Origin of the sequence: Pedobacter sp. P26 (genome assembly GCF_050632135.1) — a bacterium.
In the GTDB taxonomy this organism is placed as follows: domain Bacteria; phylum Bacteroidota; class Bacteroidia; order Sphingobacteriales; family Sphingobacteriaceae; genus Pedobacter.
In genome coordinates this window covers 801,476-827,829 of the sequence record NZ_CP192574.1, presented here as the reverse complement: position 1 = coordinate 827,829, position 26,354 = coordinate 801,476, and the positions used below count along the sequence as shown (strand labels likewise).

Annotated in this window: 15 protein-coding genes; 5 read left to right on the top strand and 10 right to left on the bottom strand. The window is 39.2% G+C overall.

Going from position 1 to position 26,354, the window contains the following annotated elements:
- Positions 1 to 45 precede the first annotated feature (45 nt).
- The gene (locus ACQ86H_RS03975) at positions 46 to 318 is read left to right on the top strand and encodes a hypothetical protein (protein WP_431293920.1); all 273 of its coding nucleotides are present in this window, start codon (positions 46 to 48) and stop codon (positions 316 to 318) included.
- An 18-nt stretch (positions 319 to 336) separates the two neighbouring features.
- Positions 337 to 1,083 carry a LytR/AlgR family response regulator transcription factor gene (locus ACQ86H_RS03970; protein ID WP_138818570.1) on the top strand — a complete coding sequence of 249 codons (747 nt, stop codon included), beginning with the start codon at positions 337 to 339 and terminating at the stop codon, positions 1,081 to 1,083.
- A gap of 5 nt (positions 1,084 to 1,088) precedes the next feature.
- Here the strand turns inward: ACQ86H_RS03970 and ACQ86H_RS03965 are convergent, their stop codons facing one another.
- A complete protein-coding gene (locus tag ACQ86H_RS03965; protein ID WP_431293919.1) occupies positions 1,089 to 1,238 on the bottom strand; it encodes a hypothetical protein in 150 nt (49 codons plus the stop codon).
- Between the two features lie 486 nt (positions 1,239 to 1,724).
- Between ACQ86H_RS03965 and ACQ86H_RS03960 the strand changes: the two genes are divergently transcribed.
- Positions 1,725 to 2,495, top strand: a complete 771-nt coding sequence (locus tag ACQ86H_RS03960; protein WP_168202503.1) for a sensor histidine kinase — start codon at positions 1,725 to 1,727, stop codon at positions 2,493 to 2,495.
- Here the strand turns inward: ACQ86H_RS03960 and ACQ86H_RS03955 are convergent.
- The 8 genes from ACQ86H_RS03955 to ACQ86H_RS03920 form a co-directional block, all read right to left on the bottom strand.
- The gene (locus tag ACQ86H_RS03955; protein WP_431293918.1) at positions 2,492 to 3,460 is read right to left on the bottom strand and encodes a thiopeptide-type bacteriocin biosynthesis protein; all 969 of its coding nucleotides are present in this window, start codon (positions 3,458 to 3,460) and stop codon (positions 2,492 to 2,494) included. The genes ACQ86H_RS03960 and ACQ86H_RS03955 overlap by 4 nt on opposite strands.
- Positions 3,461 to 3,561: 101 nt before the next feature.
- Positions 3,562 to 5,289 (bottom strand): lantibiotic dehydratase, encoded by a 1,728-nt coding sequence (locus tag ACQ86H_RS03950; RefSeq protein ID WP_431293917.1) that lies wholly within the window; start codon positions 5,287 to 5,289, stop codon positions 3,562 to 3,564.
- Between the two features lie 413 nt (positions 5,290 to 5,702).
- Positions 5,703 to 7,703 (bottom strand): OmpA family protein, encoded by a 2,001-nt coding sequence (locus ACQ86H_RS03945; protein WP_431293916.1) that lies wholly within the window; start codon positions 7,701 to 7,703, stop codon positions 5,703 to 5,705.
- A gap of 69 nt (positions 7,704 to 7,772) precedes the next feature.
- A complete protein-coding gene (locus tag ACQ86H_RS03940; protein WP_431293915.1) occupies positions 7,773 to 8,165 on the bottom strand; it encodes a type IX secretion system membrane protein PorP/SprF in 393 nt (130 codons plus the stop codon).
- 8 nt (positions 8,166 to 8,173) lie between these two features.
- On the bottom strand, positions 8,174 to 8,773 hold the full coding sequence (locus ACQ86H_RS03935) for a PorP/SprF family type IX secretion system membrane protein (RefSeq protein WP_431293914.1): 600 nt from the start codon (positions 8,771 to 8,773) through the stop codon (positions 8,174 to 8,176).
- A 37-nt stretch (positions 8,774 to 8,810) separates the two neighbouring features.
- Positions 8,811 to 16,943 (bottom strand): gliding motility-associated C-terminal domain-containing protein, encoded by an 8,133-nt coding sequence (locus ACQ86H_RS03930; RefSeq protein ID WP_431293913.1) that lies wholly within the window; start codon positions 16,941 to 16,943, stop codon positions 8,811 to 8,813.
- 28 nt (positions 16,944 to 16,971) lie between these two features.
- Positions 16,972 to 21,930: a beta strand repeat-containing protein gene (locus ACQ86H_RS03925; RefSeq protein WP_431293912.1), complete on the bottom strand. Its 4,959-nt coding sequence runs from the start codon at positions 21,928 to 21,930 to the stop codon at positions 16,972 to 16,974.
- The gene (locus ACQ86H_RS03920) at positions 21,906 to 22,271 is read right to left on the bottom strand and encodes a hypothetical protein (RefSeq protein WP_431293911.1); all 366 of its coding nucleotides are present in this window, start codon (positions 22,269 to 22,271) and stop codon (positions 21,906 to 21,908) included. Before ACQ86H_RS03920 ends, ACQ86H_RS03925 begins: the two co-directional genes overlap by 25 nt.
- 630 nt (positions 22,272 to 22,901) lie before the next feature.
- Here ACQ86H_RS03920 and ACQ86H_RS03915 point away from each other — a divergent pair.
- Together ACQ86H_RS03915 and ACQ86H_RS03910 are read left to right on the top strand one after the other, a co-directional pair.
- Positions 22,902 to 23,231 carry a hypothetical protein gene (locus ACQ86H_RS03915; protein WP_431293910.1) on the top strand — a complete coding sequence of 110 codons (330 nt, stop codon included), beginning with the start codon at positions 22,902 to 22,904 and terminating at the stop codon, positions 23,229 to 23,231.
- A gap of 80 nt (positions 23,232 to 23,311) precedes the next feature.
- Positions 23,312 to 25,102, top strand: a complete 1,791-nt coding sequence (locus ACQ86H_RS03910; protein WP_431293909.1) for a tetratricopeptide repeat protein — start codon at positions 23,312 to 23,314, stop codon at positions 25,100 to 25,102.
- A 371-nt stretch (positions 25,103 to 25,473) separates the two neighbouring features.
- Here the strand turns inward: ACQ86H_RS03910 and ACQ86H_RS03905 are convergent, their stop codons facing one another.
- On the bottom strand, positions 25,474 to 26,253 hold the full coding sequence (locus tag ACQ86H_RS03905; protein WP_431293908.1) for an OmpA family protein: 780 nt from the start codon (positions 26,251 to 26,253) through the stop codon (positions 25,474 to 25,476).
- Positions 26,254 to 26,354 lie beyond the last annotated feature (101 nt).

Sequence of the window (26,354 nt, the reverse complement as noted above, 5' to 3'; positions counted from 1 at the left end):
TTGCTTTTCGGTTTTCTTGTTTTTGGTAATCTAACCCAGTATTGTATGGCCTGTTTTCAATTTTATTATCTACAGGCTACACAAGATTGGGCAGGCAGATGTTTTTCACAATTAGTAGCTCTCACCGCTAATTATTTTGTTTTTGGCAAACAGTTTAAAGATTATAAAAAAGAATGGGTGCGGATAATTTTTTTACATCAACCACCCAGAATATTACACGAAACCCTGGTTTTTTTAGACAAAACAGGAGATGAGTTTTTTTTAGATGCAATTGTTAATTCAATTCATTTTTATTTAACTTGCATTCAAATCAAATAAACCCACATCTTTATACTCATGAATCTAAAATGCGTTGTTATAGACGACGAGCAACATGCAATTGAGGTATTAACTGACCACATTGCAGAAATGCCTGGTTTAACAGTTTTTAAAACTTTTACCAGCCCTGTCCAAGCACTTACCGAGATAAGTATTGAGGACGAAATTGATTTATTATTTATGGATATTGATATGCCAGGAATCAATGGATTAGAACTGGCGAAAAATATCAGAGAAAAAGCAAAATATTTGATTTTCACAACTGCTCATCCCGATTATGCCTTGCAAGCATTTGATGTACAATCAGATCAGTACTTATTAAAACCTATTTCTTTTGCAAAATTTGCATTAGGTATTGATAGGATTTTAAAAAAGGAATCAAATAATAATAGCAAAGGCACTACGAAAGAAGCTGATCAGGTTGCGGCCCTTTACATCAAAGGCGACCATAAATATGCTTTTTCCAACATCGCTATTGATGAAATACTTTATATCAAAGCACTACAGAATTATATACAGATTATTACTAAGTCTGAAATCCACACTACCTATCTTACACTTAAGGAAATTGAAAAGGCCTTAGAGAACCACCCTTTTATCCGTGTTAATAAATCTAACATTGTGGCTAAATCGGCAATCAAAAAAGTAGATGGAAATATAATCCGTTTGGTAAATAACGAGATGATACAAATTGGCGAAGGTTATAAAGAAACTTTCTTCGCCTATGTACAGAGCAGTTTATTAAAGTCCAACCGGAATCAGTAGATATATTACAATATAATATTGCTAACTGTTCCAGTCATAATGATAGTTTGACTTTGATCACCAGTTGGCTGTGTTGTAAAATTGTTTTGATCTTTAATGTTTTTATAAACAAAAACAGTTCTTTTAGCAAGTTTAGTAGTGTGTTGAGCTTTCATGATATAATATTTTATGTGTTTACTTGTTGTTGTTATTAATTTCTATAAAGGTGCAACTCAAAACATAACGCAACCAGTTTTTTACACAAACCCCCATTTTTAACGGGCCAAAACCTTAATTTAATAGATAAAAAGCAATAAAATGATTTTTTTTAACCTCAAAAATTCTTTCAGAATTATAAACTTCATTTCTTAATTTGGGGAATTTATATCATTTATGAGGTATTTATCCTAGGTCTATTTTCAAAATCTTTTAAGCAACCAGGAGTTTATATTATCATTTATGTTACTAATATTTCTGTTTTTTATGGTTATTCTTTTTTTCTAAATAAGATACTAAACAAAAGAAATGACATTTTTAAAGTGATAAGGATTTCGTTACTGATATTGTTAGCGAGTTTATTGTATACTTCAGTTACCTTTTTATTAAGTGCATTATTTAGAGCAGTTGGATTAATTATAGTCCCGACTCCAATTGCAATTGATATGGCATTCATTCTAAGCTGTATTTATCGTTCTTTATATTATATCGGCTTTGCAACGGGTTATGTTTATCTTATTAAATCATTTCAGGATCAGAAGAAAGTAGAAGCACTGGAACGGCAGAACTTGGTTACACAAATAGAAAAACAGGCTTTAGAGAATGATCTGGTTCAATCGCAAAACAATTATCTGCGCAGTCAAATCAATCCACACTTTCTATTTAACACATTAAACTTCATCTATAACGATGCCCGCAAAAAGGCACCTATGGCAGCAGATGCCATTATGAATCTGGCCGAAATGATGCGCTATGCCCTAAAACGTCCTGAAGCATCAGAGATGGTTCCGCTAAGTGAAGAAATTGAACAAATTGAACACCTGATCAATCTTCACAAACTCCGGACAGCTAATGCAATTAATCTGCAACTTGAAATAACGGGCGATATGTTTGGATTAAGATTTCCACCACTTATCTTACTAACTTTGGTTGAAAACATATTTAAGCACGGAAATATTTCGCACTCTACTCAACCAGCGATCATTAAAATCACTTACGAAAAAGATAAGCTGAATATCAGCACCATAAACATGATTAATGATAATAAAGGCAAACAAACGGAAAGCCATCATGTAGGAATTGATAATATTGGCAAGCGCCTGAGTAATTTTTATGGTAACGACTATGTATTCAGATATTACCAGGATCCACTTAACCGCTACATTACAGAAATAGATGTAACTGTAGTTAATCCATTGGCCAGGTTAAACCGCTAAATTTTTGTTGCATTCTGACGTTGAATGTCTTTTAGCAGAAAATAATACATAACCATTTCATGCGTCCGCTGATCCTTGTTGAAGAGTCTGTTTACGTGCATGTGTATTAAATCGGTGAATAGCTTTAATGCATTTTCAGGAGCACATTGTGTAAGAACTCTGATAAAAGAATCTGAAAACAAGCTAAAGCCCTGCTCCTGTTCTGCTGTTAATGCTGCCCATTCTGCTTTTCGAAACTCCTGATAATGAATATTTAATTGTTTAAAATCAGCGGCATCCAATCGATGCTCTTCATTAAAGTTATCAGACATTAATCTCACGACCTTATTGATGGCCGGCTTATCTATAATGCCGGCTCCGATAATCTTTGAAACCAAAAGATTACACAGTTTATATTTGTTAAAATCATCTATCTGTGTTTCTAAAAGTAATATTACAAATGCACTATCTATAGCAAAGTGCCGTTCAACATCTTCAATCATATTACTGCCGTATCGTTCTAACTCACGCTTATAGGTTTTAATCTGTACGTCAGATACCAAACCAGAGTATAAAAACAATTCCAGATCATCCATGAGCTTTGATATTAACAGCTGTCCATCCATTGGATTGTTTAGTTGAATCCTAAACCGGATGTGGTTTCCATTTTCATTGTAGCGGATAAAAAACCAAGATTTTACCTGATCTGTATGAGTGGTTAGGAAAGGCGCAATTACTTCCGTCAAAATCTGATCACTACGTTGCTGATGGCAATAAATTTCGAAATAAAGCCATTCTTTACCTGGCGGAAAAAGTCGGGTTACCCCGGCATTTGCTGATCGCTCAACCAAACCACGATAAATTTGTTCGCCGTGACTTATGCTTAAAACAAACTGTGCTAAATAGGGTTTAGCTGCTTCATCAACCACAATGCTATTTTGAGGCATTAACATTTCTTCAATATAAGTACTGCCTTGTTTTTGCATATATTGTAAGAAAGCATTGATATCGTCGTCATTTTGTAGGGCAAAGCACAAAGTTTGATCGGAAATACCGGCTTTGAAATATTCACTAACGCCTAAACTGTTTAGGAATGATCTACATCCGGCGATAGATAGCAACTTTTGATCAGGCCCTGAAAGGGCTTCTTTTTAACTTTCCATTTGTTACCGCTTAAAACAATATTCTGATATTGTAACCTTGGGTAATAATCCAAATCAGGGAAAATAGTATCGAGCGGTAAGGAGAGATTTGTTTGTAAGCCTTGATGTTGCAAATCACACAATAACCTAAATACAGAAAGATCTGAACGGATGTAGTTGTAGGCAGAAGCCATTCTAGGCACCAGCCGTTTATTTAACTGCTTAGAGCGAAGGATAATCTCAGTGCCCCGAACTGAAATCTGTATATCATTTAAAGCAAGTGGAACTGCTGAAGTATCAAAATTTAATATTGACAATTGATACCCATAGATTAGCTTCCGCCGGTTTACGTTATCTACATTGGCCTCTACCATATAGGCCACATCGAAAAATAACACCTCCGGATTTGCCTGCTGTTCTGCCGATGCTATGTTTTTAGCGTACTTCGCCACCTCATCGGCCGCCATGGTAAACCTTCCACTTAGTGCATTTGAGGTTACTCCACCAATCTGTTCTATAAAAATCAAATCATCATGAACAGACATTACCATACTGAATGAATTGGGTAAAGATGCTAGTTTTTGATTAGGTGTCAAGACAAGTTTGTTCAGATAAACGGCTTTTCCTTTCTCAAATTTTTGCGCCGTCAGGTAGGTTTTTAATGCCGCTCTGATATTTTCTGTTTCTGCTTTTTTTGGCGGTTTAGTATTAAAGCGTGTGATAAATTCACTATTTTGACCGGATTGCTCCAACTCATCGTATCCTATACCCATTTCAGGATCTAGCGCCAGTAAAAGAGGTACTTCCTGATCTTCGAATTTTTTCTTAAACCTAACCTGGAACTGACTAAGGGCATCACGATCTTTAGCAGGCATTATAGTATGAAGCATACTGATCAAACCTGGAATAGCCTGAAGCGACCGTTCATTAATACCACCAGATAAAGCTGTGCGTTGCGCGATAAGATATTTTGGTAACTCATCCGTAGCGGTGAGGCCTAAACCTTCAAAATAATCATCTCCGATAATATTGGGATCATAGTTGGTAAAAACAAGCTGCAAATCGTGCATATCCTGCAGCAAAACAAATAGATCCCCGGTCTCAGCATCACTTAAATTTAATTGTTTTACCAGATCATTAAGCCTGATCGGCTTTAAACATGCAGTTAATATTTGTATTACAAAATCGTTTTGATCTAACTCGGCCAGTTCGAAAACACCGTCGTTACAGGCTATATAACGGATACTATTGGGCGTTAAATAATAACTGCTATTGCTAAATATGAGGCAGTTCTTTTGCAACAGATCTGCCAATGGGAATTGAATACTATTTTTATAAGGCCAATCAATCAGTTCGCGCACCTTTTGAGCTTCTTCAATTACTATTCTGCTTTCGGATGGCTTAATGGCATTATTTAACAAACTAAAACCAGCAAAAGTGCCATAAGGGGTCGCTCTGAATTTCGCACGGTTAAAATATTTCCAGATGGTAAAATAAACCTTAGGTGGAAGATCTTTGAGTTCGTTTGCCTTTACTTCTTTTATGGTTTCATAAAAGGCTGCGGAAGATATTGAAATGGCCAATTTTAATTCCTCCCAACAATCTACCAGTTCGGATTGATATGAAAATTTAGGTGTTCTAAAAATTACGGTTGGTTGGATATTCAGCTTCATTGCATTTAAATGATAGGGGAAAATTACAAAGATTAATTTAAAAACAGACGATCAGTTTTCAGTTGGCAGTTTTAGCTAACTGAAAATTGCCTATTGAAAACTGTTTATGTGGTTAGCCGAAATTTACAATCCCTCGTGAACAAAGGATCTTTTTCATTTAGCGGATTGAAAATCCACAGTAAAATAGGTCGGGATTACAAATCCCAATCAGCGCAACTAAAAAAGCCATCTTCCTAAAAAGAAGATGGCTCACCGGCAATATCATTAAGTTAAGTACTACAGTCGTCAGCGTTAGCATAGCCTTAATGAGACTGATAATTCTCAAATAAATGCTCTTCGATTATGTCAGGATGATATCTTTTTGCGATTTATTCTTAACTCAATTGACATTGCCCGCAGAGATATTATGCATCTTATTTTTTAGTTACTTTAAACTCTGTTCTTCTGTTTTTCGCTCTTCCTTCAGGATTATCTTTTTTCTTGCGTTTTACAATAATTTCGTTTGGCGCAATCGGCATCGATTCTCCATATCCTTTAGAAGTCATTCTGGCAGCGGCAATTCCTTTACTTTCCAAATAATCTGTACAAGATTTTGCTCTTCTGTTCGACAGATCAAGGTTATATTCATCTGTACCAATATTATCGGTATGAGAACTTAGTTCGATTTCCACTTCAGGATTATCTTCCATAATAGGGATCAGGAAGTCTAATACTTTTTTAGAAGGCTCGGTAAGTTCGGCACTGTTAAATTCATAATAAACATTATCCAAAGTCATTGGGATACCCAATTTGAAAGGACTTAAGCAATAATCTTTATAAATCAAGGTATCTGCCTTTGCCAGTTCTTCATAAAGATAGTTTTTAGTAATTGCGAAATAATTATCTTTTGCAAAAAGCAATTTAACCGGTCTTTTCGAGTCTACTTTAAAACTGTAAATCCCATCGGTACCTGTAATTATTTTCTGTGACCCTTCGGCATTGGTTAAAGTTACATTAGCACCTGCTAAAGGCAATTTAGTTTTGCAATCGGTTAAAAGGCCGGTAATAGAAAGGTATTCTTTTTTCACTTCAAACACTTCCAAACAGCACGATGATTCGCGATCAGAACTAATGTATCCTTTTGTTCCAATATCATCAGTTGCGGTAAAGTAAAGATCATCTTTTGATGAGTTGAAAGGATAACCCAGATTTTTGGGGTTAGACCAATTTACCAGATCTCCCTCTGACTCAAAGAAATCAAGGCCGCCGAAACCAATACGCCCGTCGGTACTAAACAATAATTTTTTAGTTAAGGAATTGTAGTATGGCGCACGTTCGTCATCTCCGGTATTAATGGTTGGTCCAAAATTTACCGCCTGACCTAATGAACCATCTTCCCGAACGGCACAATACCAGAGGTCAAATTTACCATAACCACCACTTCTATCAGATGAGAAAAGGAGGAATTTACCATCACTGGTTACAAAAGGTTGTGAAGAATTAAAATCTTTACTATTTACCTGCAAACCAACGGATTGCGGATCTGTCCATTTATCACCTGTTTTTTTAGAAGAATAAATAGCATATTTTTCTTTCTCTTTCCAAGCAGTAAAGTACATCGTATTCCCATCAGGGGTAAAAGTAACTGCGGCAATTTCCATGTTTTTAGGAAAATTGATGTCGATTTTTCTCACTTCGATATCAGCCGAAGTTAATTCGCCTTTAACTGTATAAATGTTATTAATAAACGGGTTGGACTTAGTTGATACCTGAACCTCTCCGGCATCTGTTTTAACCATGTCTTTTTTACTCCCTACAGCAACCGGACGGGAAGAAGTAAAATACAATTCATTTTTGACTTTAACAGGAGCATAGTTAGATCCCAGGCCATTTACATTACCTGGTACTTTTTTAACCTGTATTATACGCGGAAAGCGCATTTCTTCAATGGCAAACTTACACGACTCAATTTCCTTTTGAGCATCTTTAGCTAAAGCATCGCCGGGGTATTTCTGGATAAACTGTTGAAAAGCGTCAATAGCCGGATTAAATTTTTTATTTGCCCTTAAGCTTTCAGCATAATAATATAGTGCCTTTCTAAAACGTGTATTTGTAAAGGTTACCGCTATAGCATAATATTTTTCAGCCTCGTTAAATTCCCTATACAGTCTGCTAGATTCTGCAAGGTTATAAATCGATCCTTCATAATCCTCTATCACTTTATCATCAGTTGCTGATTTCCTTTCTTTACCATACGGTAAAATGGCCTGGGTACTATCGCCAGTAATTTTTAAGGCTTTTTTATAAAAAGTTGATGCTGCATAGTAATCCTTATTTTCGAAATAAGTATCAGCAACCTTTTTATAATTTATCACATACTGTGCGTTTGCAAAACCGCCAAATGCCACTAACAAAAAGAGTAATATTTTTTTCATCTTTTAAACTTGTTTTCAATGGTGATTAAGCCATCATAATTTAATATCATGATGGTTTCATTTGATTAATTATAAACGTGGACAAAAGAAGTTTGGACCAATTATACCATTACGGCCAATAAGTGATATTGAAAGCTCTAAACCACCATTACTGTTTGATGCACGATTAAAGGAAGAGGTATTTATATCATAGCTTAATCCGAACACCATATTCTTTAATTGTAAACCAACAAAGGCAATTGCAGCATCTTTATTACGGTAATTACCACCAAATAAAATGTTAGCTGACGGGTTAACGTTAAGTTGTGCATAAGCGCCTAATGAAACTTCGTTTGTATTCCCCTGATACATGAACAAAGCGTTGGGTACAATATCCAATAGCTCTGAAGCTTTGATCCGCGCACCGCCATGTGCAGTGAAACGAACAGGGATACGTGAATTTGAACCAGAAAAACGATCCATAGGCCGGGTTAAATGCGCTGCACTTGCGCCAAAAAAACGTTTACATTCTTATTCGGATTGCCGTCAAAAAACATGATGCCTGCATTTACATCGGGAACCAAAGATGACTGAGATGAAAGTGTTTCGCCGCTCATCATGCCACCATCATAACCTGAAATTGGATTAAACTGATTACCAAACCTGGCCTGAGAGAAATCGAAACTGCGGTTAATTATACCAGCCTGTAAACCAAAGCTCACCATCTGCAAGCCTTCGGCACCAAACCTTAAACGGTACGAGCCAGATACAGAGGCAGATAGGTAGTTAAAATCCAGCTCTCCAGCCCTTTGATTTAAAATGGTTGCACCAAATGCCAGATTCTTTTTAGGGGCCATATCGAAAGATGCTCCACCCGTTAAAAAAGAACTGTTTAGCGCACTCCATTGTTGTTTAAAGTTTACAGTTGCACGGTAATCGCCATCTATTACCCCTGTTAAAGCCGGGTTAAGATATAACGGATTTGCATAATATTGTGAAAAATGCGGATCAGTTTGTGCAAAGGACTTAGCTGTACACAGCAGCAATCCTAGCACTGCAACATATATTTTTAAAGCCGATAGTATTTTCATGGTCTTTTATTTTATCTGTTTATTGTTAATCCTCTTCTTATCTAATCAGTGTTACTGTACCTTTTCTCAATGATGTTGTTCCATTATTAAAAGTAATATCAACCATGTACACATAAACCCCGATCGGCTGATTTACTCCTTTGAAAGTTCCATCCCATCCGTTTGCTACATTGTCTGATTGGAATATTAATTGACCCCATTGAGTGTAAATACTCATTTTCGCACTTGATATGGTATTACCGTAGACTAAGAATATATCGTTTTTACCGTCGTTATTTGGTGTAAATGCATTTGGTATATAAACCTGATCTCCAAAAGGATTAGCTGCTTTGCCTGTTGCTGAACCGTTTTGACTGGCTTGGCAGTCGATCTGACCTTTAGCCCTTACCAGGATACTTACACTTTGATCTGGTTTCAGGCCTGATACTAAATAAGTTGTTCCGGTTGCCCCATTTGTTGGATTGATCCATGTTAAACCATTATCTAATGAAACCTGGTATGCTGTAGCACCTGCAACCGCAGCCCATGCAAACGTTACACTATTTGATGTAGTAGTTTGTACAACTACAACTGGTTTATCTAATACCGGCAGTACATTTACTGTAACGCCTGTTCTTGTTGGACTTACACAGCCACCTGCTGCAACCGTTTCTACATAGTAAATTGTAGTAGCACTTAAGTTTGGTGAGGTAAAAGTTATACCTTCTGCCAATACCGCTCCGCCTGAGCTTGCAGCGTACCATCTGTAAACTAATCCAGTTACCGGATTATTTACGGTTAATATAGTTGAGCTTCCTGAGCAAAGTGTTCCATTTGTTGCTGTTACTGATGCTGGCGCAACTGGTACCGGTAACGCGGTTACATTAACTGCTGTTCTAGATGATGATATACAAGCTCCATTTGCTCCTTCAACATAGTAAGTGATGTTCGTATTAACTGAAGGTGTTGTAAAGTTTACACCTGTTCCGGCTAACGTTCCGCCTACTGATGCGGTGTACCAATTGTATGTTACACCTGCTTGAGGGTTGGTAACTGTTAATATAGCCGAGCTCCCTGCACAAACACTTACCGATGACGAAGCCACGGTTGGTACTGTTGGTTTAGCGTTAACAGTAACCGTTACTTTAACACGCCCGCTATTGTTGTTACAACCGCCTGTACCGATTGCCAATATATAGTAATCTGTTGTGGCGGCTAACGCAGTAACATTGTAGCTTGTACCGGTAAATAATAAGTTACCACCAACCGCTGCGTTGTACCATTCGTAAGTAACACCTGCCTGTGCATTGGTTACGGTTAAGGTTACACCATCACCTGCGCAGATACCTCCATTCGGAGCGGATACCACAGGATTGTTTGGCAATGCATTTACCATAATGGCTACTGCCCTTGCTGTTGCTGCAGAACTTTCGCACCTGTTATCGCCTTTAATGGTTACATAATAGGTTGTATTTGCAGTTAATACCGGGGTAGTAAATACCGGACCAGTAAACACGACTGTACTTAAAGTAGCATCGCTGTACCAGGTAAATATTGGGTTGGTAACTGTTGTGCTGGTTGCAGCTAATGTTGCTGTTGCATTTGCACAAACCGATGTTGAACCGTTCACTGTAATATCTGTTGCAGTGGCAACCGGATTAACTTTGATGGTTACCGCTACTGCATTAGCAGCAGTATTTTCACATTTATTGGTTCCTTTAACAGTTACATAATAAGTAGTGGTAGTGCTTAATACCGGTGTAGTAAATATAGGTCCGGTAAAAGCCACACTGGTTAGCGAAGCATCGTTGTACCAGGTAAATACCGGATTAGTTACTGTTGTTGAACTGGCATTAATTACTGATGTACCCGATCCACATACGATTGCCGGAGTTGATAAGGTAATATCAGCAGCTGTTGCACCTGCATTTACCGTAACGGTAACCAATTTTGCATTTGCAGCAGAACTTTCACATCTGTTATCACCTTTTACAGTTAGGTAATACTTGGTAGTTGCCGTTAATGCTGGCGTATTGAAAGTAGCACCTGTAAATACCGGCGATGTTAAGGCCGCGTCGCTGTACCAGGTAAATACTGGATTGGTTACGGTTGTTGTGCTGGCTGCCAAACTTGCTGATGAGCCTGCGCAGATATTTGCGTCAGCCGCGGTAACATCCGTTGCCGAAGCTACCGGGTTAACCACAACATTTACAGATTTAGCCGTTGCTACACTGTTTTCGCACTTATTGTCCCCTTTAACCGTTACATAGTAAGTGGTATTGGCGGTTAATGTTGGTGTAGTAAAGACTGCACCAACAAAAGCTACATCAGTTAAGGTAGCGTTAGTGTACCAGGTAAATACCGGATTGGTTACTGTTGTGCTGCTAGCGGTCAATACTGCTGCAGATCCTCCGCAAATATTTGTTGAACCATTTACTATAATATCGGTTGCAACTGCTATCGGGTTAACCTTAATGGTAACTGTGGCTGCATTTGCGGCACTGTTTTCACATTTATTGTTTCCTTTAACCGTTACATAATAAGTAGTGGTAGTGGTTAATACCGGTGTAGTAAATATTGGTCCGGTAAAAGCCACACTGGTTAACGAAGCATCATTGTACCAGGTAAATACCGGGTTAGTTACAGTTGTTGAACTTGCATTGATTACTGCCGTGCCCGATCCACATACGAAGCTTGGTGTTGATAAGGTAATATCCGCAGCTGTTGCAGCCTGGTTCACGTTAACAGTAACTACTTTAGCTGTAATACCTGAGTTTTCACATTTATTATCGCCTTTAACCGTAACATAGTATTTAGTGGTTACAGTTAATGTTGGCGTTACAAAAGAGGCACCCACATAGGCTACCGAAGTTAAGGCAGCATCATTGTACCAGGTAAAGGTTGGGTTGGTTACTGTTGTGGTGCTTGCTACCAAAGTAGTACCCGATCCTGAGCAGATGCTTGCATCAGCAGCGGTGATATCAGAAGCAGTTGCCACCGGACTAACAGTGATGGTAATTACTCTTGCAGTACCAGGTGCATTCTCACATTTATTATCACCTTTTACGGTTACATAAAAAGTAGTGGTAGCATTTAATGGCGGTGTAGTAAATGTTGCACCAATGAAACTTACATTGGTTAAGGCGGCATCACTATACCAGGTAAATACCGGATTGGTTACGGTTGTACTTGTTGCACTTAATACTGCCGATGAACCTGCGCAAGCTGTTGTGCTTCCGTTCAGAATAATATCGGTAGTAGTAGCCAATGGATTAACCGTTACGGTTACTGCTTTAGCATCAGCTGCAGCATTTTCGCATTTATTAGTTCCTTTAACACTTACATAATAAGTTGTAGTAGCGGTTAAGCCAGTTACGGTAAAGGTTGGGCCAGTAAATACCACGCTGGTTAAAGAAGCATCGCTGTACCAAGTAAATACCGGTTGAGTTACCGTAGTACTCGAAGCCATCAACATTACGGTAGAACCCGAACAGATTTGGGCATTGCTTACTGCAATATCAGCAGCGGTAGCAAAATCCTTAACGGTTATGGTAACTACCTTAGCGTTGGCTGGTGAATTTTCACATTTGTTATCCCCCTTAACAGTTACATAATAAGTAGTGTTTGCATTAAGTGCAGGTGTAGTAAAGCTAGCACCCACATAAGCTACTGTAGTTAAAGCAGCATTGCTGTACCAGGTAAATACAGGATTGATTACTGTTGTTGTTGAAGCTGACAGTGCAGCTGTAGTTCCTTTACAGATTGATGTAATTCCGTTAATGGCAAGGTCTGAATCAATGGCCGCAGGATTAACTGTAATGGTAATCGATTTTGCAGTAGCCGCTATATTCTCACATTTATTATCACCTTTAACCGTTACATAATAAGTGGTGTTTGCCGTAAGTACCGGAGTAGTGAAGTTAGCACCTGTAAATGCAACGGTGGTTAAAGCTGCATCACTGTACCAGGTAAATATCGGATTGATTACGGTTGTACTTGTTGCATTTAAAGTAACTGAAGCGCCACCGCAAACAGTATTTGTTCCGGCTAAATTGATATCAGATGGGCCTGCAACCGGATTTACCGTAATGGTAACCTCTTTTGCATTACCTGCTGTATTAGCACATTTATTTGTTCCGCTTACAGTAACATAGTATTTAGTTGTTGTGGTAATAGCCGGTGTAGTAAATACCGCACCAACAAAAGCCACCTGTGTTAAGGCCGCATCACTGTACCAGGTAAATACCGGGTTGATTACAGTTGTGCTGGCTGCGGTAAGTACTGTTGTGCCAGAAGCACATAATGAAGTTGTTCCGGTTACGGTTAAATCGGTAGGTAATGCCGATGGATTAACCGTTATTGAAATCCTGGTACGGGTCGAACTTGAACAAGCTGCTCCACTTACGGCCTCTACATAATAATTGTAGGTTCCTGCAGCAAGTATTGTTGGTGTGTTAAAGCTGCTGTTGTTGGTTACCAACATGTTTCCGCCTGTAGCCGCATCGTACCAGTTGTAAGTAATGCCTGCCACTGCCTGTACACTCAAAGTAGCAGATGTACCGATACAAGTTGTCACCGGATTGGTCGTTGACGGAACAGGTGCTACTGCCGGAGGCAATACAGTTACCGTTACTTTGGTACCTGGAGTCTCACAACCGTTCGCTGTTGCGGTTACCGAATAAGTATAAATACCCGCAGTTAAGGCCGGATCAGTTGTGAAAGTTGTTCCATCTTTTCCTGCCTGATAAGTTGTGCCTAAGTACCATTTGTACACTATACCTGCCTGTGGGTTCTGCACACTTAATGTTGCAGATGAACCTTGACAAGCAGTTGCTGTAACAGAAACAACTGTTGGTGTAGTAATTACCCTTTGTGCGTAATCTAAATTAACAGAAGTTAATGCACCAAGGAGTCCTGAGTTTAACCTCAATTCTACACCATCAAATCTGCTGGTTGGTACGAAAGTTAATATGGCAGATGTTCCGCCTGATAATAATTGTAAGTTGATTAATGGGTTGGATACAGATACCGCATCATTATTGCTGGTTGTACCCTGGAAAGTAGTTACCGTTAAATTCGGTAATACTGCTGCTGAAAGTAATGTACCTGGAGTGGTAATTTTCACCCTTAAGGTATCGCCTATATATGATAAACCTGTAAAACCTACCTGGTGATAAACAGATGCACCTAATAAGCCAACAGGAATAACCAGGCTGGATCCTGTATTGATGTCGTTATCAACCGCAAATGTTGGATTATAAACGCCAGCCAATACTGCTACCCCTGTTACTCCGCTTGCCACTGTTGTAGTCGCTGCGCCGCAAGGTGTAACTACCGGATTACCATTAGGTACTACGGTGACAGTTACAGTAGCCCTGCTGGTTGCAGTACATCCACCAGGAATTGTCGCCTCAACATAATAAGTTGTTGTGGCGCTTAATTGAGGCGTTACATACGTTTCGCCAGTATATACCGGAACTGTTCCGTTTGCAGTAGTATACCAGTTAATAGTTGCTCCTGCTGTACCCGAAGTTGCTTTTAATACGGCAACAGCACCCTCACTAATGGTGATTGATGGCGGTGTGATTACCGGAACATCAATGGTTCCAAGCACAATTTTACCCTCCGTTCTTGCTGATGAAGTACCGCAGCTGTTTACTGCAGCTACAAAGTAACTTCTGTCTGCCGTAATTAATGGTGTGGTAAAGTTATCACCAGTAAATAAAACTGCTGTTGAGGTTGCAGTATCGTACCAGTTATAAGTTGTACCTGCAACAGGGTTTTTAACCTGAAAGGTAACAGATGTATTAGGGCAGGTATTAACCGAGGCCGAAAGTAGATCAGGTGTTACCGGAGCAGGATTCGTAGTAACGTTTACTACTGTTTTGTAACTTACACAGCCTGTTGCAGAAACTGCCGCTACGTAGAATTTAGTATCGCCAGTTAAAACAGGGGTAGTAAAGATAATACCGTCTTTACCGCTTAGGTAAGTACCGGTAGCATCGTACCACCTGTAGGTTAAACCCGCCGACGGATTATTCACCTGCAATTGAGCAGTTGAGCCCACACAAGCGGTTACATTAGCAGCCGTTACTGTTGGCGCAACCAAAATACGTTGTGCGTAATTTAAGTTGATCGAAGTTAATGCACCCAATACACCTGAGTTCAATCTTACTTCTACCCCATCAAAAACATTGGTTGGAACAAAAGTGATTAAGGCCTGTGTATTACCGCTTAACAACTGAACATCTAATAAATTATTGTTTAATAATTGCGAATCACCATTGCTGTTTGTTCCAACATAAGTGGTGATGGCCGCATTACCTAATAATGAAAGCGACAATAGTTTCCCTGGAGATGATACCAATACACGTACGGTATCACCTACAGTAGATAGTGACCCAAAACCAACTCTTTGATAAACTGATGCCCCAAGCGCTCCAACTGGCATGACCAATGAAGATGCAGTCTGGGTATCATTATCAATAGCTAAGGCTGGGTTAAACACACCTGATAACAAGGCTACACCAGTAACGCCGTTAACCTGTGTGATTGCTGCCTCGCAAGGGACAGGATTTGGCGATCCGTTACCATCAACAGTAATGGTCACCTGAACGCGGTTTGCCGAAGTACAACCATTGGTAGAGACTGATTCTACATAATAAGTTGTAGTAGCCAACAGCGGAGGTGTAACATAAGTAGCGCCAACATAAACCGGCGTAGTTGAAGTGTTAGAAGTATACCAGTTGAAAGTATTGGTTGGATCAGCGGAAGTTGCTGTTAAAATTGCTGTCTGACCTGCGCTCACAGTTGATGAGCTTGCAGTTACTACAGGTAAAGCTGGACGAGGATTAACCGATACCGCAGCTGCTGCACGTGCAGCACTTGTACAGTTTCCTTGTGATGCTTCTACATAATAGGTAGTTGCAGCTGCCAGTGCCGGAGTTTGGAATACTGAACCGGTAAACACCAAATTACCTGCTGTTGCAGCATCGTACCATTTGTAAGTTACTGCCGGATCAGGATTAGCAACAGATAAAGTTACTGAAGAGCCTTCACAAACATTAGCAATTGTTGCCAATACCGGAGTTGGTAATGCTGGTGTAACGGTTACAGTTACCGGAACTCTTGTTGTGTTTGGACAACCTGCTTTGCTAACCTGTATATAATAAGTTGTAGTAGCAGTTAATGCTGGTGTAGTAAATGTTTCGCCAGTGGCTAATTGTGTGCCACCGGTTGCTGCATCGTACCAGGCTAATGTTGTACCGCCGTTTGCAGTTGCGGTTAAAGTTGCAGTACTGCCGGCACATATTGTCTGCGCACCTGCTGTAACTGTTGGACCAGGATAAATTACAGTTGCACCATAAACATCTAAGCTGGTTAGAACGGTAGCTAATGCACCGAAACTAACCTGTACCCTATCGTAAGCACCACCAGCTGCTACTGTTGCAGCGAAACGGTTACCTGAAAGCAATTGAAGATTTAATAATGATGAGTTTAACTGAACTGTCCTAACAACCGTAGTACCGTTTAATACATTTACAGTAACATTACCCAATGCGGTTAAATCCAATAAACCACCTGGTAAAGCTAAATCTAAACGGATACTATCGGTAGCTGATCCAACTGAAGGGAAAATCAATTGCTGGTAACCCGAAGCACCCACACCTACTGCAAGAGATATTCTGGTAAAATTAGCAGGATCAGCATCAGTAGAATTTCCTGCACCAGTTATACCGCATAATAAACAGATTCCGTTTATACCAGAATTTTGCGAATTTGCAGCGTTACAGGCAGTACCGCCATTGTTATTTAATACGGTTACAGTTACCGGTACACGGCTTGCACTTTTACAGCCATTTGCATTGGTTGTTTCTACATAATAAGTAGTGGTTGCAGTAAGTATCGGGGTAGTAAATGAAGTACCTGCACCTACCTGTGTACCAGCGGTTGCAGCATCGTACCATTGAATGGTGTTACCTGCATCTGCTGTAGCCAATAAAGTTGTAGACTGACCCGCGTTAATTACCTGGCTGTTTGTTGTAACAGTTGCTGGAGTTGCCGGAGGATTAACTGAAACATTTACAGCAGTTCTAGCACTCACTGCAGTTCCGGATACTGCTTCTACATAATAAACAGTTGGACCAGTTATCGCTGGTGTTACAAACACACCTGTATTATTGGTAACCAATGGTGTATTTCCGGTAGAAGCGTACCAGTTATAAGTTACACCTGCTCTGCAGGTTGCTTACGCTTAAACTGGCAGGGCTACCGGCACATACTGTTGCTGCTGCAACCACCGGAGCATTAACAGTTACTGTTAAACTATAAGCTGTTGTTGCTTTATTTCCGTTTGCATCTGTTGCGGTTAACGAAATAGTGAAAGTTCCACCCAATAATGGCGTTCCTGTAATTTCTCTTGTTGTGGTATTAAAGTTTAATCCAGGAGGAAGACCACTTGCCAAATAAGTATATGGTGCTGTTCCGCCAGTTACCGCTGGCAAAGTTTGCGTTGGGTAAGGTGCACCTACAATACCGTTTGGTAAAGTAGCACCTGGTAATGTTAATACACCTATTATTTTAATTGCATAAGTGTTACTTGCTGTTCTGCCCTCACTATCCGTAGCGGTAACACCAATCGAATAATTTCCGGCCTGTGTAGGCGTTCCAGAAACTTCTCTCGTTGCTGGATTAAACGTTAACCCTGCTGGAACATTGCTTGCTACATAAGTATATGGGCCAACGCCTCCGGTTGCCGATGGCAGGGTTTGCGTGGCATAAACTGTTCCTTCTGTTCCATCAGGCAAAGTAGCTGCTGGTAACAACAAAGGATTAACCACTGTAATAGTATAATTATTGGTTGCTGTTTTTCCATCAGCATCGGTAACCGTTACCGGCACCGTGAAAGTTCCTGACTGTGTAGGGGTTCCTTTAATTTCTCTTGTAGCCGGATCGAAGGTTAATCCCGGAGGAAGACCGGTTGCAGCATAAGTATAAGGAGTTGATCCGCCAGTGGCAGAAGGAATAGTTTGCGTAGGATAAACTGTTCCGGTTGTTCCATTAGCCAAAGTTGCTGCCGGTAAAACCAAAGGATCGGTTACTTTAAGCGTATAGTTAGCGGTAATGGTATTGCCATTGGCATCAGTTACCGTAACCGGTATAGTATAGGTCCCAATCTGCGTTGGTGTACCAGTAATTTCTCTTGTTGCCGGGTTAAAGGTTAATCCCGGAGGAAGACCAGTAGCCGAATAAGTGTAAGGGCCTGTTCCGCCTGTTGCAGCCGGAATTCCATTTGTAGTATAGGTTGTGCCTGTTACGCCGTTTGGTAATGCTCCAGGAGCCAAGGCCAATGCTGGTGTTACAGCTAAAGTAAATGTTGCTGTTGTACTACAACCTTTTGTATCAGTTGCTACTACATCGAATGTTGGATTACCAGTTGCAGTTGGTGTTCCACTAACCAGGCCACTTGATGATAAAGTTAAACCAGCTGGTAAGGTACTACCTGCAGCTAAGGTATAAGTATAACCTGGTGTTCCGCCAGAAGCTACAGGAAGTTGCTTACTGTATGGAGAGGCAATTGTTGCATTGTTTAAAGTTAATCCTGCAAATACAATTGCAGGATTAACGGTAATAACCACCGGAACCCTTGTTGTATTTGAACAAGTTCCTTTAGTTACCTGAACATAATAAGTAGTGTTTGTTGTTAATGCAGGAGTAGTAAAGTTTGCTCCGGTACCCACCTGGTTCCCACCTGTCGGCGCATCAAACCAGGCTAAAGTAGTACCACCATTCGCAGTTGCACTTAATGTTGCAGTGCTGCCTGAACAGATAGATTGCGTGCCGGCTATAAATGTTGGGTTAGGATAAACTACCCTTGCGCCATAAATATCTAAGCTGGTTAAAGCGGAAACCAGTGCACCAAAGCTTACCTGAACCCTGTCATAAACGCCACCAGCTAAAACAGTTGCTGCAAAACGATTGCCGGATAAAAGTTGAAGACTTAATAATGCACCGTTTAATTGTACTGTTCTTACAACCGTATTACCATTTAATACCGTAACGGTTACATTATTTAGAAGACCAACATCGGCTAAACCAGTTGGTAAAGCCAGATCTAAACGGATGCTATCTGTAGCAACACCTGAAGATGGGAAAATTAATTGTTGATAACCTGTTGCTGTAACACCTACAGCAAGAGAAATTCTGGTGAAGTTGTTTGTATTAGCATCAGTGGAGTTACCTGCACCATTTATAGCGCATAATAAACAGATGCCATTAATACCAGTATTCTGACTATTTGCCGCGTTGCAAGCTGTTGCGCCTCCACCATTAATTACAGTTACAGTTACCGGAACGCGGCTTGCACTTTTACAGCCATTACTGCTTGTGGTTTCTATATAATAAGTTTTGGTTGCAGTTAAAGCTGGTGTAGTGAACGAAGTTCCTGTTCCAACCTGTGTTCCTGCTGATGGAGCATCAAACCAGGCAATGGTATTTCCAGCATCAGCAATCGCGGTTAAAGTTGTAGTTTGTCCGGAGTTGATGACCTGGTTATTAGTGGTAACTGTGGCTAAAGTTGCCGGTGGGTTAACTGAAACCGTAACCGATGTCCTCGAACTGACTGCTGTTCCGGAAACGGCTTCTACATAGAATACAGTTGCCGAACTTACTGCAGGCGTTACAAAAGTACCGTTATTGCCAGTTACTAATGGGGTACTTCCAGTAGAGGCATACCAGTTATACGTTACGCCAGTTTGAAGATTGCTTACAGTTAAAGTAGCCGTGCTTCCAGCACAAACTGTTGCAGAAGCTACAACCGGATCATTTACTGTTACGGCTAATGCATAAGTAGTAGTAGCTTTATTATTGTTTGCATCGGTAGCCGTTACAGAAATAGTATAATTACCCCCTTGAGTTGGTGTTCCGGTAATTTCTCTCGTAATTGGGTTAAACGATAATCCCGGAGGAAGACCAGTTGCCGCATAAGTATATGGACCAACACCGCCGGTTACCGCTGGTAAAGTTTGTGGCAGATAAGAATTACCCACAATACCATTGGGTAAAGTTTTTGTTGGTAAAGTTAAGGTACCATTTACTTTAATTGGGTAATTATTGCTGGCTGTTTTACCCTGGCTATCGGTTACAGTTAAACCAATTGTATAATTACCTGCCTGTGTTGGCGTACCAGTAATTTCTCTTGTAGCAGGATTAAATGATAATCCCGCAGGAACACCGGTAGCTACATAAGAATAAGGGCCAACACCACCAGTTGCAGCTGGTAAAGTTTGTGTAGCATAAACTGTTCCTTCAGTTCCATCTGGCAAGGTTGCCGCAGATAAAACCAATGGGTTATTTATCGTAATGCTATAATTAGTGCTTACTGTTTTTCCATCAGCGTCTGTTACTGTAACTGGTATGGTATAAGTACCTATAGTTGTTGGTGTACCTGTAATGGCTCTGGTAGATGGATTAAAAGTTAAACCTGGAGGAAGACCTGTTGCCGAATAAGTATAAGGTGTAGTTCCTCCGGTTGCACCCGGAATAATCTGTGTAGTATAAACCGTTCCTGTAGTGCCATCAGCTAATGTTGCTGTAGGTAACAATAAAGGATCAGTAATTTTTACGGTATAGTTGGAAGTAATGGTATTACCGTTTGCATCAACAACCGTAACTGGTATCGTATATATTCCAGGTTGGGTTGGTGTGCCGGTAATTTCTCTTGTTGTTGGATTAAAAGTTAAGCCCGGAGGAACACCTGTTGCAGTATAGGTATACGGTCCTGTTCCACCAGTAGCAACTGGTATAGTCTGTGTTGGATAAACAGTTCCGGTTAAACCATCAGGCAATGCACCTGGTGTAAGTACCAATGCTGCAGTAACCGTTAAATTATAAGTTGCAGTTGCTTTACAGCCTTTTGCATCAGTTGCAACTACAGAAAAAGTGTAAGTATTAGCAACAGTAGGTGTTCCGGTAATTGCACCGGCTGATGATAAACTTAATCCTGCTGGCAATGTATTTCCTGCAGCCAAAGCATAAGTATATCCAGCTGTTCCGCCTGTAGCTATATCTAATTGTTTGGCGTAGGCAAAACCTGGCGTGGCATTTGGTAATGTCGCCCCATTAAAAACAATCTGTGGATTTACTGTAATTACAACAGGTATTCTTGCCGATTCGGCCGTACAGCCTACTCTTCTGGCAGCAACATAATAAGTTTTAGTAGCTGTTAATACTGGTGTAGTAAAGGTACCATTAAAAGCAACTGTTTGTAATGCTGTTCCTCCTTCTATTGCTTCATACCATCTTAATTCGTTGGTGTTTGGAGTAGTAGCGTTTAAAGCAACTGTAGAATTATAACATGCATCAATTGCTGTACTTGCTGGCGTAGGCCTGCCTGCAGAGCGAATTACGCCATAAACATTGATGGTTTGAGTAAGGTTTAGCGCAAGTACAGATCCCAGTGTAACCTTCACTCTGTCGTACACTACATTTGCACCTGGAGAAAAAGGTATCGATACTGGCTGTCCACTATTCAGTAAACCTAATAAGTCTAGATTTAATAAACTTGACGCTGAACCAGTGTAAACCTGGGTAGCACCATTATATGCAGTTATAGAAATGTTTTGTAAAAGCCCTGCCGTTAATAATGCAGGGGAGACACTAAGTCGCAGGTTAATATCATCACCTGGATTTGATGCTGTTGCAAAATAGAAATTTTGGCTAATGGATGATCCCACACCAAGTACCCCTAAACTAAGTTGAGAAAAATTATTTGGATCTGAATCTATTGCCCTTTCACTATTTGTTACACCAGAACTGCCCAGCTGTAAAGCATCAAGTGTAATACCGGTTCCTTCATAACCTGTAGCAAATGCCTGTGCACAAGGATCAGTACCTGAAGTATAAAAAGAATAATAAACCTTTGTACTATTGGCTACTGAAACCAAAAGTGCATTGGTTACATCTTTTATAAATACCCTATCATAAGCCTGTGTAGGGGTTATTGCGATATAAAAGAAACCATTTGCATCTTTTACTAAACGCAGATTATCTGAAGAAAATCCATTAATACTGTTACCGCCGTTTGGGGGAACTGCAGAAGCACCGTTTCTGGCCCCCACCTGGAATGAATGGTTTCCAAGAACTACTGTTCCGCCTACATTAGCCAGTAAGGTACCCAAACTCCCCCTAATAACCTGTTTAGTACATCGCCATCAAAATCTATTCTGATATAAGATGTTATTCCCGCAGCTACAGCAGCCGGATATTTTAATTCCAGCTCGCCACTATAAGAGCCAATACCAATAGCTATTCCGCCATAAGAATTAACTGAAGCAAACGTGTTGTCGTTTAAAGTTGCATTTAATGCATTATCCACTCTGCTCTGAGCAGATACAGTATTTGCAAAAATTTTAGTTTGTGCATACGATTTGGCAGAGAAGAGCGTTAATAGAACGATGACTGCAACACAAGTATTGCGGATTATCCCTATTCGGGATGAGAAAGTACGGGTTTTCATCATGTCAGGCGTTATTTTGGAAGACTTACTATGTACTAATACTACAGTTTGGTAATGTTTTTCAAGGGGCATTATATTACTATGACAAATCTAAATCTAGAATAGGTACCTATTCTATCCATTACTATTCATTTTTATCTTGTTGCATTTCATTCATTTTATTCATACAGGGCTTTCTTAACGAATAGATTTCTTCAATTGTGAAATTATGATGACATTAGCAATAAGTCATCCCATATAATTAATGAACGCTAACGACCTCCTTATCGAACTCCGGAAGTTTGTCCTTTTAAAATCTGGTTTGAGAAATATCGACCCAGCTCACTGTAAGATTATTTCTGAATACGTATATCAGGAAACCAAAAACTACGTAAGTGAAACGACGATCAAACGATTCTTTGGCTTTGCAAACACATTACATAAATTCTCCCTATTTACTTTAAATAGCCTTTCGCAATATATAGGCTATAACGATTGGGACTCATTTTGTACAGATAAGAAAAATCAAACTACCTCCGTTCAAAGTATCTGGCAGGATTTAAAGTTAAAAGCACATGCCATTACAGAAGTATCGTTAATCGCTAAAAAAATAATTCAGGTGTTCCATTTAATGCTACTGCGAACAGAAGTTTTTTGTATCCTGACTTTGATTATTTCTTCAAAAACAATTACCAGTTTACAACCGTAAGTGCCCAACCAGGTCAGGGGAAATCGATACTGCTTGCACACATGGTAGAGTATTTTTTCTTTTCAGAAAATGCCCTTTATAAAAACGACATTGTTTTATTGGTTAACTCTACCAGTATCAATACTATTATCCAAAGTGGAGATACCTTACAGGAGTGGTTTTTAAAGGAATTTAAATTTGGAAGCCTTAGTGAGTTAATCAGTTTTTTCAAAAAAATCCCGAAAAGAGAAATGGCCGTTTTATTATTATCGTTGATGGTATTGATGGACATTTAGCCAGAAGTCATTATTTTAAAACATTTATCGACTTCTTATACAGCATAGAAGAAAACAATTTTGTTAAACTCATATTTGGATTGCGAACTGACAGCTGGATTAATCTTCAGCCGGCCATTTATGGTTCTGCATCTTTAACTAAAGCCTGGTATATGGGCTTATTTTATGATGAGGAAACCCTAAGTAATGTACCATCGTTAAATGCTGAGGAGGTACTCTATACCTTAAGCCATATAGAAAATAGAATTATCAACAGGGCAGACGTAAGTTTGCCCCTGTTAACACAGTTTAAAACACCATTCTGGTTACAGGTTTATTTCAAGCTCAAAGATGAGCACCAGCACATTGAGCTGAATAACCCCTTGTTATGTTATGAATTAATTAGTTATTTTTTAGAGAGGCGCGTATTTATGGCCAAAAAAAGCACCGAAAAAATATTTCTTCTCAAAAAAATAAGCGATTCCATTTCAGAAGGAAATAAGAAATTAAGGGTTTCTAAAGAAAAAATTCTGAGTTACATCAATTGTTATCCCGATGCATACGAAGAACTTATAAATGCTGGGATTATCATCGAGGAAAAAAGGTTAAGTACCACCATTCCAACAGAAATTGTCCGCTTTTTAAACGATGATATTTATACCTATTTCCTATTTATACAGATTACCGATAAATTTGAATATAAACCAAGTAAACCATTTTTCGAGCACATCCTAAACAGTTTCTCTGGTCAAAACTCCCAGAGAGATCATATCCTTAACTGGTCGATCAGATTTTCTATTAACCGTAACGAAATTGCTGCTTTAAAAAATATTTTCAGGTTGCCATTTTCAAACTATGAAAAAAACAGTGCTTTTGATTTTATTTGTTATGTATCGAAATACGAACTTAGCAAACCCAATTCGAACTTCAACAAGCTGAGCATTGGTATCGATTTTATAGACATTATGGCTACAGGGCGAACCATGAGCAACCTCTACAAAGAAACGATCAAAACCATATCGGAAAATGTACTGAATGAAGACATCCAGATTATGCTGCATGTAATAGAATGCAACGTTAATCTTATTGATGTAGATAAAATAGCTTTAGCCAATACCATGCAGCTGTTAAAGAGAAATTATAAGAGATTAAACGAATTGTTTCCAATTAACCCTTATGATTTAATCCTTTATTTTTATAATAACCTGATTAATAAACCTAACGAGAGCAAAAGCCTTGAAGAAAAAATTATAAAACTTTGCCAGGAGATAGATCAAAGTAAACCAATGAGAAACGAAGAGATTACCTCTGCCGAAATACTCACCTACCGACTGGTATTGATTGCCTTATTTTCTCAGAAAAATTATGCAGAATGCCACCGTTTTATTATGGCCATACTGAGTAAATATCCCAATATTTTTTACGTAAGGCATTCGGTATTTTCTCCTTTTTTATTGCTTCATTTAGGGCAAACCTACATCAAACTCAACTATTTTAAAAAAGCGCAGCGCATTATGCAATTCGTAGATAAAATCATCAGCAGCGATTATACCTATCATACAAATTTTATATTGGCCAGCTTTAATGTTTTTAAAGCCAACTTTTACAATGCCACGCATCATTACGAACAAGCACTTATAGAAACTAATATTGGTTTGGATATTACCAGAAAGAATAATTTTAAGATGTTAGAAATAACCTTACTATTAAGTAAGATCGATACCCTAAAACATACCGAAGAATCAGAAGAGGTATCAAGCGTTATTAAAGAACTGTTAAACTTTTTAACGGCTCATAAACTCTCTATGCCAGATTATTCTAACCTAAGCAGTCATGAGTTCGAACATACCTTTAAGATTTTAAAATCTTATCGCAAGCACCAAAACCTATAAAGAGGCCTTCTTCTCCAAAAAACACAAGCCTCTCATTTCTTAATAAAAAATTTTCGGGTTTGGAGCGCAAGCCTTGTACAAAACACTGAGTTTCTTCCCGTTTTTTGCGTTTACGCTTCGCTTCCCCTAACTCGTTGCTGCAAGATACAACCTGGGCTAAAGGCGCTAAAACAGTTTTTTCATTTTTGAGGCTTTAGGGTGTACAAACCCTTGTGCCTAAATCTGACAGCAGTGAAAATACTTTTTGTTACAGCAACCCTTAATATGCTGTGGCACAAAAAAAATAGAAGTGAATAGCGGGACTGCAAAATGCCAGGAACTACTACACCTTCATTTCCTGATCATAAAAACATGGTTATTTAAAGAGGTTCTCATTTAATCAAATTGTAAAGTTCATCCAGTTTTGGAGAAAGCACGATCTCTATCCTTCTGTTTTTGCTTCTCCCATCTGCATTTGCGTTTGTACCCAAGGGCTGAAATTCACCTTTACCAGTAGCCGTCATCCTTACACTTTCTACCTTTTCGTTCTCTGTTAAATAGCGTACAACAGAAGTGGCCCTCAGCACACTTAAATCCCAGTTATCTTTAATCTGCCCCAGATTATTTATTTTCTGATTATCGGTATGGCCCTCCACTGCAATGTTAATTTCAGGCTGCTGTTTTAATACATTAGCCAATTGCGTTAAAGCCTGTTTACCTTTTTCATCAATGATGATACTTCCTGAGGGGAATAAGAGTTTATCGGTTAAAGAAACATACACCTTACCATTTTTAATTTCGACAGTTAAACCGCTTTTGGTAAAGCCCAATAGGGCCTGCTGTAGTTTTTCTTTGAGTAAGTTGGTGGCTTCATCACGTTTGCGCAACACCTCTTCCACTTCCTTTAAACGTTTCTCGCGGGCAGCTAAATCGCCCGATAGCTTGGTAATCTCACTTGAAGAATTGTTTTTAAGTTTCTTATAGTTTGCATCAATGGTATTGTAATTACTTTGCAAATCGCGAAGCTCTTCAGCCATTAAAGTCGTATCTTTTTTCAACTTTGCTACTTCTTTTTCAAGATTTTCTATTTTAATTAAACCTTCATTAAATGCGGTATAAAGTGAGTCTTTGGTTCCCAATAAAGCTTTATACTTTTTTGGAGATAATACCACACATGAAGTTAAGGAAGAAAAAAGAGGAGAACAGCAAAGGCAAAAAAGATATTTTTCATGTTTAAAGTTTCAAGAGTTTAGTATTAGGGTTGGAGTGTTCA

Excerpts from the sequence above, each read along its gene's own strand:
- ACQ86H_RS03975 (WP_431293920.1), top strand. The coding sequence starts at position 46 with ATGGCCTGTTTTCAATTTTATTATCTACAGGCTACACAAGATTGGGCA.
- ACQ86H_RS03970 (WP_138818570.1), top strand. The coding sequence starts at position 337 with ATGAATCTAAAATGCGTTGTTATAGACGACGAGCAACATGCAATTGAG.
- ACQ86H_RS03965 (WP_431293919.1), bottom strand. The coding sequence starts at position 1,238 with ATGAAAGCTCAACACACTACTAAACTTGCTAAAAGAACTGTTTTTGTT.
- ACQ86H_RS03960 (WP_168202503.1), top strand. The coding sequence starts at position 1,725 with ATGGCATTCATTCTAAGCTGTATTTATCGTTCTTTATATTATATCGGC.
- ACQ86H_RS03955 (WP_431293918.1), bottom strand. The coding sequence starts at position 3,460 with ATGCAAAAACAAGGCAGTACTTATATTGAAGAAATGTTAATGCCTCAA.
- ACQ86H_RS03950 (WP_431293917.1), bottom strand. The coding sequence starts at position 5,289 with ATGAAGCTGAATATCCAACCAACCGTAATTTTTAGAACACCTAAATTT.
- ACQ86H_RS03945 (WP_431293916.1), bottom strand. The coding sequence starts at position 7,703 with ATGAAAAAAATATTACTCTTTTTGTTAGTGGCATTTGGCGGTTTTGCA.
- ACQ86H_RS03940 (WP_431293915.1), bottom strand. The coding sequence starts at position 8,165 with ATGGATCGTTTTTCTGGTTCAAATTCACGTATCCCTGTTCGTTTCACT.
- ACQ86H_RS03935 (WP_431293914.1), bottom strand. The coding sequence starts at position 8,773 with ATGAAAATACTATCGGCTTTAAAAATATATGTTGCAGTGCTAGGATTG.
- ACQ86H_RS03920 (WP_431293911.1), bottom strand. The coding sequence starts at position 22,271 with ATGATGAAAACCCGTACTTTCTCATCCCGAATAGGGATAATCCGCAAT.